This is a genomic window from Nocardioides anomalus, assembly GCF_011046535.1.
Lineage (GTDB): Bacteria > Actinomycetota > Actinomycetes > Propionibacteriales > Nocardioidaceae > Nocardioides > Nocardioides anomalus.
In genome coordinates, this window is sequence record NZ_CP049257.1 from 1,011,745 (window position 1) to 1,027,304 (window position 15,560).

15 protein-coding genes are annotated in these 15,560 nt (G+C 73.7%); 10 read left to right on the forward strand and 5 right to left on the reverse strand.

What is annotated here, in order from left to right; all coding sequences use genetic code 11:
• Positions 1 to 56: 56 nt before the first annotated feature.
• Positions 57 to 701: an ABC transporter substrate-binding protein gene (locus G5V58_RS25590; RefSeq protein ID WP_196240563.1), complete on the reverse strand. Its 645-nt coding sequence runs from the start codon at positions 699 to 701 to the stop codon at positions 57 to 59.
• A 151-nt stretch (positions 702 to 852) separates the two neighbouring features.
• Here G5V58_RS25590 and G5V58_RS05250 point away from each other — a divergent pair, with 151 nt between their 5' ends.
• On the forward strand, positions 853 to 2,073 hold the full coding sequence (locus G5V58_RS05250) for a kynureninase (RefSeq protein WP_165229397.1): 1,221 nt from the start codon (positions 853 to 855) through the stop codon (positions 2,071 to 2,073).
• Between the two features lie 127 nt (positions 2,074 to 2,200).
• Here G5V58_RS05250 and G5V58_RS05255 read toward each other — a convergent pair whose 3' ends face one another.
• On the reverse strand, positions 2,201 to 2,545 hold the full coding sequence (locus G5V58_RS05255; protein ID WP_165229400.1) for a UBP-type zinc finger domain-containing protein: 345 nt from the start codon (positions 2,543 to 2,545) through the stop codon (positions 2,201 to 2,203).
• On the reverse strand, positions 2,542 to 3,228 hold the full coding sequence (locus G5V58_RS05260) for a Pr6Pr family membrane protein (RefSeq protein WP_165229404.1): 687 nt from the start codon (positions 3,226 to 3,228) through the stop codon (positions 2,542 to 2,544). Before G5V58_RS05260 ends, G5V58_RS05255 begins: the two co-directional genes overlap by 4 nt.
• 23 nt (positions 3,229 to 3,251) lie before the next feature.
• Here G5V58_RS05260 and G5V58_RS05265 point away from each other — a divergent pair, with 23 nt between their 5' ends.
• Together G5V58_RS05265 and G5V58_RS05270 are read left to right on the forward strand one after the other, a co-directional pair.
• The gene (locus G5V58_RS05265; protein ID WP_165229407.1) at positions 3,252 to 3,947 is read left to right on the forward strand and encodes a GNAT family N-acetyltransferase; all 696 of its coding nucleotides are present in this window, start codon (positions 3,252 to 3,254) and stop codon (positions 3,945 to 3,947) included.
• Positions 3,948 to 3,952: 5 nt separating this feature from the next.
• Positions 3,953 to 4,375, forward strand: a complete 423-nt coding sequence (locus tag G5V58_RS05270; protein WP_165229410.1) for a VOC family protein — start codon at positions 3,953 to 3,955, stop codon at positions 4,373 to 4,375.
• On the opposite strand, the gene G5V58_RS05275 is transcribed toward G5V58_RS05270, so the two are convergent.
• Both G5V58_RS05275 and G5V58_RS05280 read right to left on the reverse strand, forming a co-directional pair.
• Positions 4,369 to 5,229, reverse strand: coding sequence for a M56 family metallopeptidase (locus tag G5V58_RS05275; protein WP_230487103.1), 861 nt, complete (start codon positions 5,227 to 5,229; stop codon positions 4,369 to 4,371). The two genes, G5V58_RS05270 and G5V58_RS05275, sit on opposite strands and share 7 nt — an antisense overlap.
• 2 nt (positions 5,230 to 5,231) lie before the next feature.
• Positions 5,232 to 5,612, reverse strand: a complete 381-nt coding sequence (locus G5V58_RS05280) for a BlaI/MecI/CopY family transcriptional regulator (protein WP_165229413.1) — start codon at positions 5,610 to 5,612, stop codon at positions 5,232 to 5,234.
• A gap of 77 nt (positions 5,613 to 5,689) precedes the next feature.
• Between G5V58_RS05280 and G5V58_RS05285 the strand changes: the two genes are divergently transcribed.
• The 7 genes from G5V58_RS05285 to ilvC all read left to right on the forward strand — a co-directional run bounded on the left by G5V58_RS05285 (position 5,690) and on the right by ilvC (position 15,558).
• The gene (locus tag G5V58_RS05285) at positions 5,690 to 7,129 is read left to right on the forward strand and encodes a cytochrome ubiquinol oxidase subunit I (RefSeq protein ID WP_165229416.1); all 1,440 of its coding nucleotides are present in this window, start codon (positions 5,690 to 5,692) and stop codon (positions 7,127 to 7,129) included.
• Between the two features lie 20 nt (positions 7,130 to 7,149).
• Positions 7,150 to 8,151: a cytochrome d ubiquinol oxidase subunit II gene (cydB, locus tag G5V58_RS05290; RefSeq protein ID WP_165229419.1), complete on the forward strand. Its 1,002-nt coding sequence runs from the start codon at positions 7,150 to 7,152 to the stop codon at positions 8,149 to 8,151.
• Positions 8,148 to 11,333 carry a thiol reductant ABC exporter subunit CydD gene (gene cydD, locus G5V58_RS05295; protein WP_165229422.1) on the forward strand — a complete coding sequence of 1,062 codons (3,186 nt, stop codon included), beginning with the start codon at positions 8,148 to 8,150 and terminating at the stop codon, positions 11,331 to 11,333. The genes cydB and cydD overlap by 4 nt, the downstream gene beginning before the upstream one ends.
• Complete coding sequence (locus G5V58_RS05300) at positions 11,330 to 12,010, forward strand: 4a-hydroxytetrahydrobiopterin dehydratase (protein ID WP_196240564.1); 681 nt, start codon at positions 11,330 to 11,332, stop codon at positions 12,008 to 12,010. Before cydD ends, G5V58_RS05300 begins: the two co-directional genes overlap by 4 nt.
• A gap of 207 nt (positions 12,011 to 12,217) precedes the next feature.
• Positions 12,218 to 13,960: an acetolactate synthase large subunit gene (locus G5V58_RS05305; RefSeq protein WP_165229428.1), complete on the forward strand. Its 1,743-nt coding sequence runs from the start codon at positions 12,218 to 12,220 to the stop codon at positions 13,958 to 13,960.
• Between the two features lies 1 nt (position 13,961).
• On the forward strand, positions 13,962 to 14,501 hold the full coding sequence (gene ilvN, locus G5V58_RS05310) for an acetolactate synthase small subunit (protein WP_165229431.1): 540 nt from the start codon (positions 13,962 to 13,964) through the stop codon (positions 14,499 to 14,501).
• A 28-nt stretch (positions 14,502 to 14,529) separates the two neighbouring features.
• Complete coding sequence (gene ilvC, locus G5V58_RS05315) at positions 14,530 to 15,558, forward strand: ketol-acid reductoisomerase (protein WP_329957558.1); 1,029 nt, start codon at positions 14,530 to 14,532, stop codon at positions 15,556 to 15,558.
• The last annotated feature ends 2 nt before the right edge of the window (positions 15,559 to 15,560 follow it).

Here is a 15,560-nt window from a genome sequence, read left to right on the forward strand (position 1 = left end):
GTGCCGTGCCCGCCCGGCCGGAGCCGGGCGGGCACGCCCCCACGGGGTCTCCTGGACTAGGCGCCGAGCCGCAGCGCGGCCAGGATCTGGTTGAGCAGGGTGGTGAGCTGGCCGAGCAGCCCGGCCAGCGGCCCGCCGTCGAGCAGCCCGGTCACCGCGCACAGCAGGTTGCCGAGCAGGTTGCCGGCCCCGGTGACCGCGACGATGTCGAGCACCACCTGCTTGAGGTGCACCTGGAGCCCGAGCAGGTCCAGGTCGAGCGGTCCGAGGACCAGGTTGAGGATGTCGCAGCCGGCCCGGCTCGAGACCGCGGCGCCGGCGGACTTCGCGTCGACGGGCTGACCGGCGATCTTCTTGATCGGGATCGTCTGCAGCGAGCTGAAGGTGCTGGTGCGGCCGCCGCCCTCCTTGACGACGCCCTGGAGCAGGCCCTTGACCGCGGGCTGGCCCTGCTTGGTGACCACGCGCAGCGGCGTGAACGAGCCGGTGACCTTCTGGCCATCGGCGGTGCGGCCGACCACGCGGGACGTCATCGTCCCCTGGTCGGTGTGGGCGACGGTGGAGCTGCGAGCGCCGCGGTCGGACGTGGGAGCGGCGGCCTGCGCGAGGCCCGGCGCCGCGGTGAGTGCGAGCGCGGCCGAGACCACGAGCGCGACGAGGCCCAACAGACGGCCGGAGCCGGTGTGACGAGGACTGGACATGAAGATGGAATCCCTCCAACGAGCTGGAGGACCCGGGCCCAGAACACCTCCCCGTGAGGTCCGGCAGGGTCGGTGACCCTTCCGAGGCACCTGTAGCCCGACACCCCGACCTGCAAACCCCCCGGGGTGTCGACTGAGGTAGACATGCCGCGTGCAGGCACCCACCGACCTCGACGCCGCCGACCCGCTGGCGGCGTACCGCGACCGCTTCGTCGGTGCCGAGACCCCGCTGGTCTACTTCGACGGCAACTCGCTGGGCCGGCCGCTGCGGGCGACCGGCCCGAGGCTGGCGGCGTTCGTGGACCAGGAGTGGGGCGGGAGGCTGATCCGGGGCTGGGACGAGCGGTGGTTCGACCTGCCGCGCACGCTCGGTGACCGCCTCGGCGAGGTCTGCCTCGGCGCGGCGGCCGGCCAGGTCGCGATCGGGGACTCGACGACGGTGCTGCTCTACAAGCTGATGCGCGCCGCCGTCGCCGCGCGGCCCGGGCGGACCGAGATCGTGCTCGACCGCGACCAGTTCCCGACCGACCGGTACGTCGCCGACGGCGTGGCCCGCGAGTGCGGGCTCACCCTGCGCTGGATCGAGGTCGACACCAACGCCGGCGTCACCGCCGACCAGCTCGCCGCGGTGGTCGGCCCGCAGACCGCGCTGGTCGTCGTCAACCACGTGGCCTACCGCTCGGCGTACCTGGCCGACGCACCCGAGCTCACCCGGATCGCCCACGACGCCGGCGCGCTCGTGCTCTGGGACCTCTGCCACTCCGCCGGCGTGGTGCCCACCGAGCTGGACGCCTGGGACGTCGACCTGGCCGTGGGCTGCTCCTACAAGTACCTCAACGGCGGCCCCGGCGCCCCGGCGTTCCTCTACGTCGCCGAGCGCCTCCAGGACGAGCTCACCCAGCCGATCCAGGGCTGGATGGGTGCCGACGACCCGTTCCTCATGGGGCCGTCCTACGTCCCCGCCCCCGGCATCCGCCGCTTCCTGTCGGGCACCCCGGCGATCGTCGGGATGCTCGCTCTGGCGGACATGGTCGAGCTGATCGCCGAGGCCGGTCTGGACGCGGTGCGCGCCAAGTCCGTCGGCCTCACGGCGTACGCCGTCGACGTGGCCGACGCGCTCCTGGCCCCGGCCGGCGTCGTGCTCGCGTCACCGGCCGACCCCGAGCGCCGGGGCGGGCACGTGACGCTGCGCCACCCGCTGATGCGCGCGGCCACTGCGGCTCTGTGGGAGCGCGACGTCATCCCCGACTACCGCGACCCCGACGGCCTGCGGATCGGGCTGTCACCGCTGTCCACGTCGTACGCCGAGGTGCGGGCCGGCCTCGAGGCGGTCGCGGACGTGCTCGAGGAAGTGCCGCCCCTCGGTGGCTGAGGTGCGAGGCCGTCCACGGCCGAGCCTCGAAGCCTCCGCAGGGGGAGGCACCCGCTCAAGCGGGGGGCCGGGCCTCACCAGGCTTCGAGGGTCGGCCGTGGACGGCCTCCCACCTCAGCCACCGTGGTCAGTGGACGTGGTTGCGCCAGTCGGCCGGCACGCGTCCGGCCGGCCCAGGGACGGGCTGGTCGTCGGGGTGGGCGGTCGGCGGGGCGAGGTCGGGGCCGTCGACGGAGTCCTCGGCCTCGAAGTCCCAGAACCAGTCCTCGCCGGGCTCGAAGCTCTGCATGACGCGGTGGCCGGTCGCCCGGAAGTGCGCGGAGGCGTGCTGGGCGGGGGAGGAGTCGCAGCAGCCGACGTGCCCGCACTGGGCGCAGCGGCGCAGGTGCACCCACCAGCCGCCGGCCTCGTCGCACTCGGCGCAGCCGGTGCCGCTCGGCGGGACGGTGGGGTCGATGCCGGTGGTGGTCACGGAGCGACGCTACCGGGATCGCGGTACGGGTCCCAGGGCTGCGGCTGCGGCCGGGCCCGCCGGTCGAGCTGGAGCGCGAGCCAGAACAGCAGCAGGAAGAAGACCGTGATCCCGGCGACCGCGATCAGCACGCCGGGCCAGCCGTGCTCCTCGCGGTGGTCGAGGAACGGGTAGGGGTACCAGCCGCTGGCCAGCCCGACCACCATCGTGTACGCCGTCCAGGCCAGCGGCCAGCAGAGCGCCAGCCCGACGTCCCGGCGCTCGATGCGCGGCCGCGGGCCGAACAGCACGAACCCGACGAAGGCCAGCACCGGCACCACGACGTGCAGGAGCTTGTCGGCCGCCCAGTCGGCGCCGTCGAGGTCGAGCAGCGGGCGGAGCAGGAAGAAGTGCACGACGCCGGTCACGGTGATGCCGACGACCGCCGCGAGCCGGACCGCGCGCCACACCGTGCCGTCGCGCAGCGGGTCGCGGGCCAGCTGGGCGGTCACGACCGCGACCAGGACGTTGCTCTGGATCGTGAAGTAGGAGACGAACCGCACCAGCCGCAAACCCAGGCCGGGCGGGTCCTGCTCGTCGAGCACCCGGCCACCGTGGACGACGAGCACGAGCTGGAGCACGAGCGCGACGACGGCCACGACGGCCGTCAGTGCGTGCCAGAGTCGAGCAGTGCGCAGGGTCACGGGCCAGACACTAGGGTCCACGGGTGCCCGAGGAGAACGAGTACGGCCAGTCCGTCGGCGACCTCGTCCCCGGCTGGGCGCCCCGGCCGCGGCCGCGCCCGGTCACGCTCGAGGGGCGCTACGTCGTCGTCGAGCCGCTCTCGACGGGCCACGCCCAGGGGCTGTACGCCGCCACCTGCGGTCCGGAGGACCAGGCGCTGTGGACCTACCGCGCCACCGGGGCGCCCACGAGCGAGGCCGAGATGACCGCGCTGGTCGCCCGCACCCTCACCACGCCGGACCTGCTGACCTTCGCGCTGGTGCCCGAGGGCCGCGGCGCCGAGGGCCTCGCGTCGTACACGCGCATCGATCCGGCCACCGGGCAGGTCGAGGTGGCCGGCGTGCTCTTCGGTCGCAGCCTGCAGCGCACGCGGGCGGCCACCGAGGCCGTGCACCTGCTGATGCGGCACGCGTTCGAGGAGCTGGGCTACCGCCGCTTCGAGTGGAAGTGCGACTCGCTCAACGAGCCGTCGCGGCGGGCGGCGCAGCGGCTGGGCTTCACCTACGAGGGCCGGTTCCGCCACCACCTGGTGGTCAAGGGCCGCAACCGCGACACCGACTGGTTCTCGATCACCGACACCGAGTGGCCGGCGGTCCGGGCCGCGCACGAGGCGTGGCTGGACCCGGCGAACTTCGACGACGCGGGCGCCCAGCGCCGTCGGCTGTCCGTGGCACGGTAGTGCGCATGGACCAACGCATCAGCTTCCTGACCCTGGCCGTGAGCGACCTCGAGGCCTCGCGGCGCTTCTACCTCGACGGCCTCGGCTGGGACGCCGAGGTGGAGGTCGAGGGCGACGTGGTGATGATCCGCGCGGGCGAGCGGCTCGTCCTCTCGCTGTGGGACCGCGGCCACTTCGAGGCCGAGGTCGGCGCCATCGCCGCGCCGGCCGGCGCCATCGCGCCGTTCACGATCTCCCACAACGTGGCCTCGCCGGAGGAGGTCGACGCCGTGCTCGAGACCGCGCGCGCCGCCGGCGCCGACCCGGTGCACGCCGGTGAGCACCGCGCGTGGGGCGGCTACAGCGGCTACTTCGGCGACCCCGACGGCTACCGCTGGGAGATCGCGCACAACCCGCAGGACATCGGGATGTCGGTCGTGCCTCAGTAGGTCCTGAGCCAGGGCCAGACCACGAACGCCGTGGGCAGCACGAGCACGCCGACCGCGAGCGCGACCAGCACGACGGCCTGCAGCCGGTGCGGGCCGCGGTCGCCGAGCAGCCGCACGCGCACCAGCAGGCTCGACTCCACCGCCGCCGCGCCGAGCGCGAAGTCCGGGCCGCCCGCGCGGCCCTCGGCCAGGGTCAGCAGGGCCTGCCCGAGCGCCCGGCGGTCGGAGCAGCGCGTGGCGGCCCGGTCGGCCAGCACCTCCACCAGCAGCCGGACCTCCGACAGCGCGGCGGCGCTGGAGACCCAGCGCGGGAACGCGTGGTGCAGCACGCTGAACGCCTCGAGGACCAGGTCGTGGCGAGCCCGCAGGTGCGCGCGCTCGTGCTGGAGCACCGCGCTGACCTCGGCGGGGGAGAGGCGGTCGAGCGTGCCGGCCGACACCACGACTCGCTCGACCCGACGGCCGGGCACGCAGTAGGCCACCGGCACGTCGTGCTCCAGCACCGCCGTCCGGCCGGGCGCGCGGGCGTCGGCGCGGGCCAGCAGGTCGAGCTGCTCGCGGTGGCGGCGCCGGAGGGCGCGCAGGTCGGTGCCGACCAGGTGGCCGCTGAGCAGCAGCCGGCCCAGGACCAGCGCGGTGAGCACGAGCGCGACCAGGTCGGGCCACCCGACCGGGCCGGTCACCACCGACAGCCCGGCGCCGAGCGCGGCGAGCACCGCGGCCAGGGCCACGCCCTGCCAGAGCAGCATCGCGGCGCGCGGCGTACGACGGGTGCGGGGGACCCGCGCCAGCACCGCGGGCACCGGACCGGCCAGCAGCACGGCCAGGGCCCCGAGGACCAGCGGGGTGGGCACCCTCAGTCCAGCTGGTCGAGGGCGGCGCGGAGGGCGGCGACGTCCGCCGCGCTGGCGGTGTCCACGAACGCCGCCAGTGCGCTGCGCCGGTCGTGGGCGTCGAAGTCCGCGAGGGTCTCGCGCATCAGGTCGGCGGTCATCTCGGCGCGGCTGGCCCGGGCGCGGTAGCGGTAGGCCCGCCCGTCGCGCTCCTGGGCCACCAGCTCCTTGCGGGCCAACCGGTCCATCACCGTCATCACCGTCGTGTAGGCGATGTCGCGCTCCTCGGCCAGCGCCGCGTGCACCTCGCGCACCGTGAGTCCGTCGTGGGCGGGGTCGGCCGGCGCGGCCCAGAGCTGCTCCATCACGGAGCGCTCCAGCTCACCGAGGGATCGCAAGGGCATGTCCTGATTGTACCTACGGGGGTCGTAGTACTACATTCCGTAGTAGATACTACGACGTGTAGTAGAAGGAGCGCCACATGGACGTCGTCGACATCGCCCGCTGGCAGTTCGGCATCACGACCGTCTACCACTTCCTCTTCGTGCCGCTCACGATCGGGCTGACCGCGCTGGTCGCCGTGCTCGAGACGCGGTGGGTGTGGACCCGCGACCCGGCGCTCCTCCGGCTCACCCGGTTCTTCGGCAAGCTGCTGCTCATCAACTTCGCCATCGGCGTGGTGACCGGCATCGTGCAGGAGTTCCAGTTCGGGATGAACTGGTCGGACTACTCCCGCTTCGTCGGCGACGTCTTCGGTGCGCCGCTGGCCATCGAGGGGCTGCTGGCCTTCTTCCTCGAGTCGACGTTCCTCGGCCTGTGGATCTTCGGCTGGGACAAGCTGCCGCGCGGGCTGCACGCGGCGTGCATGTGGGTCGTGCACCTCGGCACGCTGTTCTCGGCCTGGTTCATCCTGGCCGCGAACTCCTGGATGCAGCACCCGGTCGGCTACCGCTACGACGCGGAGTCCGGCCGCGCGGAGCTCACCGACTTCTGGGCGGTGATGTTCAACAAGGTCCAGCTCGTCACGTTCCCGCACGTCGTCCTGGCGGCGTACCTGACCGCGGGGCTGTTCCTCGTCGCGGTCTCGGGCTGGCTGCACGCCTCCGACCGGCACCGCGAGGACCGGGCGGTGCACCGCACGGCGCTGCGCCTCGGCGCGGCCGTGGCCATGGTGGCCGGTCTCGGGGTCGCGGTCAGCGGCGACCTCCAGGGCAAGGTGATGACCGAGGTCCAGCCCATGAAGATGGCCGCGGCCGAGGGGCTCTACGAGACCCGCGACTCCTGCGCGCCGTTCTCCGTGCTCACCATCGGCTCGCTGGACGGGCGCGAGGAGAAGAAGGCCTTCACCGTGCCGTGCCTGCTGTCCTTCCTCGGCACCGGCTCGGTCGACGGCCGGGTCGAGGGCATCGACGACCTGCGCGCGGAGTACGCCGAGCGCTACGGCCAGGACCCCGGCTCGGCGTACTACCAGGTCGACGACTACGTGCCTGTCGTCCCCGTGACCTACTGGTCCTTCCGGCTCATGATCGGTCTGGGCATGGGCGCGGCCTCGGGCGGCGCGCTCGTGCTGTGGCTGACCCGGCGCGGCCGGACGCCGTCGGGCCGGTGGTTCCGCACGCTCTGCGTGGCCCTGCCGCTCGGCGCTGCGGCCGGCAACTCCTTCGGCTGGATCTTCACCGAGATGGGCCGCCAGCCCTGGGTGGTCTTCGGGCTGATGACCACCGACCACGCCGTGTCGCCGAGCGTCTCGGTGACCGAGGCGCTGATCTCGGTCGTCACCCTCACCGCGCTGTACGGCGTGCTGGCGGTCATCGAGATCGGGCTGATCCTGCTCACCGTCCGCTCCGGCCCCGCGCCGTACGTCGAGCCGGCCGCACCGGACGACGACGCCGAGGACCGCCCGCTCGCCTTCGCCTACTGACCCTCGACTGGAGACCCGTCATGGAGCTCACCACCGTCTGGTTCGCGCTGATCGCCCTGCTGTGGATCGGCTACTTCGCCCTGGAGGGCTTCGACTTCGGCGTCGGCATGCTGCTGCCGGTGCTGGCCCGCGACAACACCGAGCGGCGGGTGCTCATCAACACCATCGGCCCGGTCTGGGACGGCAACGAGGTGTGGGTGCTGGTGGCCGGCGGCGCGACCTTCGCGGCGTTCCCGGAGTGGTACGCGACGCTGTTCAGCGGCTTCTACCTGCCGCTGCTGCTCATCCTGGTCGCGCTCATCGTGCGCGGGCTGGCCTTCGAGTACCGCCACCAGCGCGAGGACCGCACCTGGCAGCGGCGCTGGGACCTGGCCCTGATCGTCGGCTCGTTCGTGCCCGCGCTGCTGTGGGGCGTGGCCTTCGCCAACCTGGTGCGCGGCGTGCCGCTCGACGCCGACCACGAGTTCACCGGCTCCCTGCTCACCCTGCTGCACCCGTTCGGGCTGCTCGGCGGCGTGGTCACGCTCCTGCTGTTCCTGACCCACGGCGCGGTCTTCGTCTCGCTCAAGACCGACGGCGACATCCGCCACCGCGCCCGGGCGCTCGCCCTCAGGCTCAGTGGCGTTGATGTCGTTGCGCTGTCAGGTCTGGAAGTCTGGATCCAGACATCGAGCGGTAGTACGTCATCGGGTCTGGTGTTCGGAGCATCGGTCGTCGCGTTCCTCGCCGGCGTGGTGGCGCTGCGCGCCGGGCGCGAGGGCCGGGCGTTCCTGGGCACGTTCGTGACCATCGCGCTGCTGGTGGCCGGGCTGTTCCTGGCGCTGTTCCCCGACGTGATGCCGTCGACCACGGACGCGGCGTACTCGCTGACGACGACCAACGCCGCCGCGACGCCGTACACGCTGGAGATCATGACCTGGGTGGCGCTGCTGTTCACGCCGCTGGTGGTCGGCTACCAGGCCTGGTCCTACTGGGTGTTCCGCAAGCGGATCTCGGTGCACCACATCCCGGTCGCGTCGTGAGGCCCCACCTCGCGGTCGCGCGGCTGCCGCTGGCGCTCGTCGTCGCGGGGCAGGTGGTGGCGGGGCTGCTCGTCGTCATCCAGGCGTACGCCGCCGCGTGGCTGGTCAGCGGGCTGCTCGCCGGCTCGGGCTCCTGGCCGCGGGCGTGCGCGCTGCTCGTCGCGGCGCTCCTGGGTCGCGCCCTCGCCGGCTGGGTGGTGGACGTGGCGGCCGCCGCGGCCGCGGCCCGGGTCGGGACCGCGCTGCGCGCGCGGGTGCTGCACGCGGTGCTGGACGACCCGGCCGCCGCACGCAGTCCCGGCGAGGTCACGGCGCTGGCCACGCGCGGCGTGGCCGCGGTGGAGCCGTACCTCACCCGCTACGTCCCGGCCCTCGTCACCGGAGCGGTCCTGCCGGTGGTCACGGTGGCGGTGCTGTTCCGGGTCGACTGGATCGCCGGGCTGGTCGTGGCGGCGACGCTGCCGCTGGTCCCGCTGTTCGCCGCGCTGGTCGGGGTCGAGACCCGGCGCCGGGCCGAGCGGCAGTGGCGAGCGATGTCGGGGCTGGCCGGCCACTTCGTGGACGTGGTCCGCGGTCTGCCCACGCTCGTCGTGCACCGCCGGGCCGACGCGCAGGCGGCGACGATCCGGAAGGTGACCGAGCGGTACCGCCGGGCCAACCGCGACCTCCTCCGGCTGGCCTTCGCCTCCTCCGCGGTCCTCGAGCTCGTGGCCACGCTCTCGGTCGCGCTGGTCGCGGTCGTGGTCGGCCTCCGGCTCGCGGCCGGCGGGCTGGACCTGCGCACCGCGCTCGTCGTGCTCCTGCTGGCGCCCGAGGCCTACTGGCCGCTGCGCCGGGTCGGCGCCGAGTTCCACGCCGCGGCGGAGGGCAGCGCGACCCTCGCCGCCATCGCGGACCTCCCTCCCGCCGGCCGCCGCGACGGGCGCCACCCGTCGGGCGGGCCGCTGGTCCTCGACGACGTGACCCTGACCTGGCCCGGTCGGACGACGCCGGCGGTCACCGGGCTGTCCGCGGTCCTGCCCGAGCGCGGGCTCACGGTCCTCACCGGCGCGAGCGGCTGCGGCAAGAGCACCGTTCTGGCCGCCCTCCTGGGTGAGCTCACCCCGACGGCCGGCCGGGTGGTCGCACCGCCGCTGGACCGGATCGCCCACCTCCGGCAGCGGCCGTGGCTGGCCGACGCCACGGTGGCCGAGAACGTCCGCCTCGGCCGGCCCTGCGCCACCGACGCCGAGGTCGCCGCGGCCCTGGCCACCGTCGGCCTGGCCCTCGACCCGGACCTGCGGCTCGGCGAGGACGGCGCCGGCCTGTCCGCCGGCCAGCGCGCCCGTCTGGCCCTGGCGCGGGTGCTGGTCTCGGACCGCCCGTACGTCCTCCTCGACGAGCCCTCCGCCCACCTCGACGCCGACACCGAGGCGCTCGTGGTCGACGTCGTCCGCGACCTGGCCCGCACCCGCTGCGTCGTCGCGGTCGCCCACCGCCCCGCTCTGGTCGAGGCGGCCGACTCCGTCCTGGCCCTCCCCGCACCCGCCCCGAGCCGGCCGCACCCCACCGCGGACCCGCGCGCGACGGCCACCGCCCCGGCTAGGGCCGACGTGCCCACGCGTCGGGTCCCGTGGGCGGCCGTCTGGGGCCTGGGCGTGCTGGCCAGCACCTCGGGCGTCGCGCTCACCGCCACCGCCGGCTGGCTGATCGCCACCGCGGCCGAGCGGCCTCCGGTCCTGACCCTCATGGTCGCGATCGTGGGCGTGCGGACCTTCGGCCTGGCCCGCCCGGTGCTGCGGTGGCTCGAGCGGCTGCTCGGGCACGACCGCGCCCTCCACGAGCTGGCCGGGCGCCGTGCCGAGGTGTACGCCGCCCTCGTGCCACTCGTCCCCGGCCGGCTCGGCCGGCGCCGCGGAGACCTGCTCGCGAGCGTGGTCGACGACGTGGACGCCCTGCTCGACGAGCGCCTCCGGGTCCGCGCGCCGCTGTGGACCTGGCTGGGCACCACCGTGCTGACCGCGACCGTCGCCGCCTGGCTGGACCCGAGGGCGGGCGCCGTGGTGCTGGCCACCACGCTGCTCGGCGGCGGCGCGGCCTGGCTGACCGCTCGCGCCGGCGCGCGGCGCACCGGCGAGCGGGCCCTGGCCGGGCGGGCCGCGCTCAGCCGGCGGGTGCTCGAGCTGGTCACCGACGCCCGTCCCCTCGCGCAGTGGCAGGCGGGCGGGCGTGCCCTCGGCCGCGTCGAACGCGAGGCGATGCTCCACCAGGCGGCGACCAGGCGCAGGACGCGTGGGCTGGCCACCGCCCGCCTCGCACCGGCCGTGGCCACGGCGGCCGCGGTCGTGGGCACCGCGCTGGTGGCACCACCCACCCCGGTCGGCGCGCTCCTCCTGCTCCTGCCCCTCGCGCTGGCCGACGTGATGGCCCCGCTGGCCGATGCCGGTGCGCTGAGCCACGACACGCGCGCCGCCGTACGCCGTCTCGACGCGCTCACCGCCCTCGAGCCGGCGGTCACCGACCCCGAGCGCCCCGAGCGGCCGCGGGGCAGCAGCGTCGAGCTCGACGCGGGGTGCGCCCACTGGCCCGGCGGCCGCGGCGTCGGACCGGTCGACCTGAGGCTCGACGAGGGCGCGAGCGTCGCCGTCGTCGGCCCGTCGGGATCCGGCAAGAGCACGCTGGCCGCGGTGCTGGTCCGGTTCCTCGCCCCGAGCCGCGGCCGCTACACCCTGGGCGGCGCGAGCGCGCTCACGGCGGACGACGTGCGCCGGCGGGTCGGCCTGCTCGACGACGACCCCTACCTGTTCGCCTCGACCCTGGCCGAGAACGTCCGCCTGGCCCGGCCGGACGCCACCGACGCCGAGGTCGCCGACGCCCTCGAGCGCGCGCACCTGGGGGAGTGGCTGGCCTCCCTGCCCGACGGCCTGGCCACCCGGCTCGGCGACGGCGCGGCCTCGGTCTCCGGCGGTGAGCGCGCCCGGATCGGGCTGGCCCGGCTGCTGCTGGCCGACCACCCGGTCCTGGTCCTGGACGAGCCGACCGCCCACCTCGATGCACCCACGGCCCAGGCCGTGGCCGACGACCTGCTGGCCGAGCGCGGCCGGCGCAGCGTCGTATGGATCACGCACGACGGCGTCGGCCTCGACCGGGTCGACCGGGTGCTGGACACCGGGGCGGGCGCACGCGAGAAGGTAGGGGTGTGAGCGACCCGAAGCAGACGCTGCGCTACCCCGAGGTGCTGGCCGAGGAGGGCCTGGAGGACTGGCGGTTCTTCCTGACCAAGCTGCACGCGCGCTTCCGGACGGGCAGCTTCACCAAGGGCCTCGAGCTCGTCACCCGCATCACCGCCGCCGCGGAGGAGGCCGACCACCACCCGGACGTGGTGCTGACCTACCCGCAGGTCGACGTGGACCTGTGGAGCCACGACGTCGGCGGTACGACGAGCCGCGACGTGGACCTGGCCCGGCGGATCAGCGCGATCGCCCGCGAGCTCGGCGTCGAGGCCACCCCGCGGGAGGTCCAGACGCTCGAGCTCGCGCTCGACGTGCCGTCGGCCGACGAGGTGCGCCCGTTCTGGGCCGCCGTGCTCGGCTACCGCGAGCACGAGGAGTGGCCGGAGGTGCAGGACCCCGGCGGGCGCAACAGCACGCTGTGGTTCCAAGACGCCCCGGGTGCCACCGGCCGGGTCCAGCAGCGCTTCCACCTCGACATCGTGGTGCCGCGCGAGGTGGCCGAGGAGCGGGTGCAGGCGGCCGTCGACGCCGGCGGCACGCTGGTCAGCACCGACGCGGTCCCGGCGTTCTGGATCCTGGCGGACGCGCACGGCAACCAGGTCTGCGTGTGCACCGCCGACGGGCGCGAGGGCGACGTCCAGTTCTGAGACGCCCGTCCCAGATGTTGGGACGACTCCGGCCCCGGAATGACGCGGCGCGGACCGGGCGACTACCGTGGCAGCATGCGCCAGCTCCTCGTACGCATGCGACGCGTCTGACACCAGGCACCCACGCCGCCGTCAGCGCGTCACCCCTCGTCGCCCACGCGGCCGAGGGGTTTTTGTTGGCCCACCCACGACCGAGGAACACAGAACATGAGCGAGCAGATCACCGGGGCCCAGAGCCTGGTCACGTCGCTGGAGGCAGCGGGCGTCACCGACATCTTCGGCATCCCGGGCGGCGCGATCCTCCCTGCGTACGACCCGCTCATGGACTCCTCGATCCGCCACATCCTGGTCCGCCACGAGCAGGGCGCGGGTCACGCGGCGCAGGGCTACGCCACCGCGACCGGTCGGGTCGGCGTCTGCATGGCCACGTCCGGCCCGGGCGCGACCAACCTGGTCACCCCGATCGCCGACGCCCACATGGACTCGGTCCCGATCGTGGCCATCACCGGCCAGGTCGGCGCGAGCTCGATCGGCACGGACGCCTTCCAGGAGGCCGACATCCGCGGCATCACGATGCCGATCACCAAGCACAACTTCCTGGTCACCGACCCGGCCGACATCCCGCAGCGCATCGCGGAGGCCTTCCACATCGCCAGCACCGGCCGCCCCGGCCCGGTGCTCGTCGACATCGCCAAGTCCGCGCTGCAGGCCATGACCACGTTCCAGTGGCCGACCGAGCTGTACCTGCCCGGCTACCGCCCGGTGACCAAGCCGCACGCCAAGCAGGTCCGCGAGGCCGCCCGGCTGGTCCTGGAGTCACGCCGCCCCGTGCTGTACGTCGGCGGCGGGACCATCCGCGCGCGCGCCGAGCAGGAGCTGCGCGCGCTGGTCGAGCTCACCGGCATCCCCGTGGTCACCACGCTCATGGCCCGTGGCGCGTTCCCCGACAGCCACCCGCGCAACTACGGCATGCCGGGCATGCACGGCACGGTGGCCGCGGTCGGCGCGCTGCAGAAGTCCGACCTCATCATCAGCCTCGGCGCCCGCTTCGACGACCGGGTCACCGGCAACCTCGACTCCTTCGCGCCCGGCGCCAAGGTCATCCACGCCGACATCGACCCGGCCGAGATCGGCAAGAACCGACACGCCGACGTCCCGATCGTCGGCGACGTCCGCGAGGTGCTCGCCGACCTCCTCGCGGCCCTGCGCACCGAGGCCGACGCCGGCCACACCGGCGACCACGAGGGCTGGGTCCGGTTCCTCGACGGCGTCCGCGGCACCTACCCGCTCGGCTACGACGAGCCGGCCGACGGCGGCCTCGCCCCGCAGTACGTCGTGCAGCGGCTCGGCCAGATCGCCGGCCCCGACGCGATCTACACCTCCGGGGTCGGTCAGCACCAGATGTGGGCCGCGCAGTTCGTGGACTACGAGAAGCCCGGCACCTGGATCAACTCCGGCGGCCTCGGCACCATGGGCTTCGCCGTCCCGGCGGCCATGGGCGCCCAGGTCGGCCAGCCGGACAAGGTCGTGTGGGCCATCGACGGCGACGGCTGCTTCCAGATGACCAACCAGGAGCTCGCCACCTGCGCGATCAACGACATCCCGATCAAGGTCGCGGTCATCAACAACGAGTCGCTCGGCATGGTGCGGCAGTGGCAGACGCTGTTCTACAACGAGCGCTACTCCAACACCGACCTGCACTCCAAGCGGATCCCCGACTTCGTCAAGCTGGCCGACGCCTACGGCTGCGTCGGGCTCTCCTGCGACAGCCCCGAGGACGTCGACGCCACCATCACCAAGGCGATGGAGATCAACGACGTGCCCGTGGTCATCGACTTCCGCGTCCACCGCGACGCCATGGTCTGGCCGATGGTCGCCGCCGGCACCAGCAACGACGACATCAAGTACGCGCGCGATCTCGCGCCCCGGTTCGACGAGGACGACCTCTGACATGACGTCTCACACCCTCTCGGTCCTGGTGGAGAACCAGCCCGGTGTCCTGGCCCGCATCGCCGGCCTGTTCAGCCGGCGCGGGTTCAACATCGACTCCCTCGCGGTCGGCCCGACCGAGCACCCCGAGATCTCGCGGATGACCATCGTGGTCAACGTCGAGGGTTCGCCGCTGGAGCAGGTGACCAAGCAGCTCAACAAGCTGATCGAGGTCATCAAGATCGTCGAGCTCGACCCCGAGCAGTCGGTCGACCGCGAGCTCGTGCTGGTCAAGGTCGCGGCCACGGCCGAGACCCGCGGCCAGGTGCTCGACGTGGTCCAGCTCTTCCGGGCCAGCGTCATCGACGTCGCCCCCGACGCCATCACCCTGCAGGTGATCGGCAACCAGGCCAAGATCGCCGACGTGCTGCGCATCCTGGAGCCGTTCGGCGTCCGTGAGCTCGTCCAGTCCGGCATGGTCGCCATCGGCCGCGGCTCCCGCTCCATCTCCGAGCGCTCGCTGCGCCCGGTCGCCGTACCCGCACCGCCGGCTGCGGTCTGAAGTCCCACCAACAAGAAGGAGCAGCCACGTGGCTGAGATGTTCTACGACGACGACGCCGACCTCTCCCTGATCCAGGGCAAGAACGTCGCGGTGATCGGCTACGGCAGCCAGGGCCACGCCCACGCGCTGTCGCTGCGCGACTCCGGCGTCGACGTGCGGGTCGGCCTGCAGCCGGGCTCCAAGAGCCGCGAGAAGGCCGAGGCCGAGGGGCTGCGCGTGCTCACCCCGCGCGAGGCCGCGGAGGAGGCCGACGTCATCGTCATCCTCGCCCCCGACCAGCACCAGCGGAAGCTGTACGCCGAGGAGATCGAGCCCGAGCTCGCGCCCGGCGACACCCTGGTCTTCGGCCACGGCTTCAACATCCGCTTCGGCTACATCACCCCGCCCGAGGGCGTGGACGTGTTCATGGTCGCCCCCAAGGGCCCGGGCCACCTGGTCCGCCGCGAGTACGTCGACGGGCGCGGTGTGCCGGTCCTCGTCGCGGTCGAGAAGGACGCCTCGGGCCACACCTGGCCGCTGGCGCTCTCCTACGCCAAGGCCATCGGCGGCCTGCGGGCCGGCGGCATCAAGACCACGTTCACCGAGGAGACCGAGACCGACCTGTTCGGCGAGCAGGCCGTGCTGTGCGGCGGCGCGAGCCAGCTGGTCATGTACGGCTTCGAGGTCCTCACCGAGGCCGGCTACCAGCCCGAGGTCGCCTACTTCGAGTGCCTCCACGAGCTCAAGCTGATCGTCGACCTCATGTACGAGGGCGGCATCGCCAAGCAGCGCTGGAGCGTCTCGGACACCGCGGAGTACGGCGACTACGTCTCCGGCCCGCGCGTGATCGACCCGCACGTGAAGGAGAACATGAAGGGTGTCCTCGAGGACATCAAAAACGGCTCCTTCGCCGAGCGCTTCATCGCCGACCAGGACGCCGGCAGCCCGGAGTTCACCAAGTTCCGCGCCGAGGCCGAGCAGCACCCGATCGAGAAGACCGGCCGCGAGCTGCGCAAGCTGATGGCGTGGGTGAAGTCCCACGACAGCGACTACGTCGAGGGCTCCTCGGCCCGCTGACC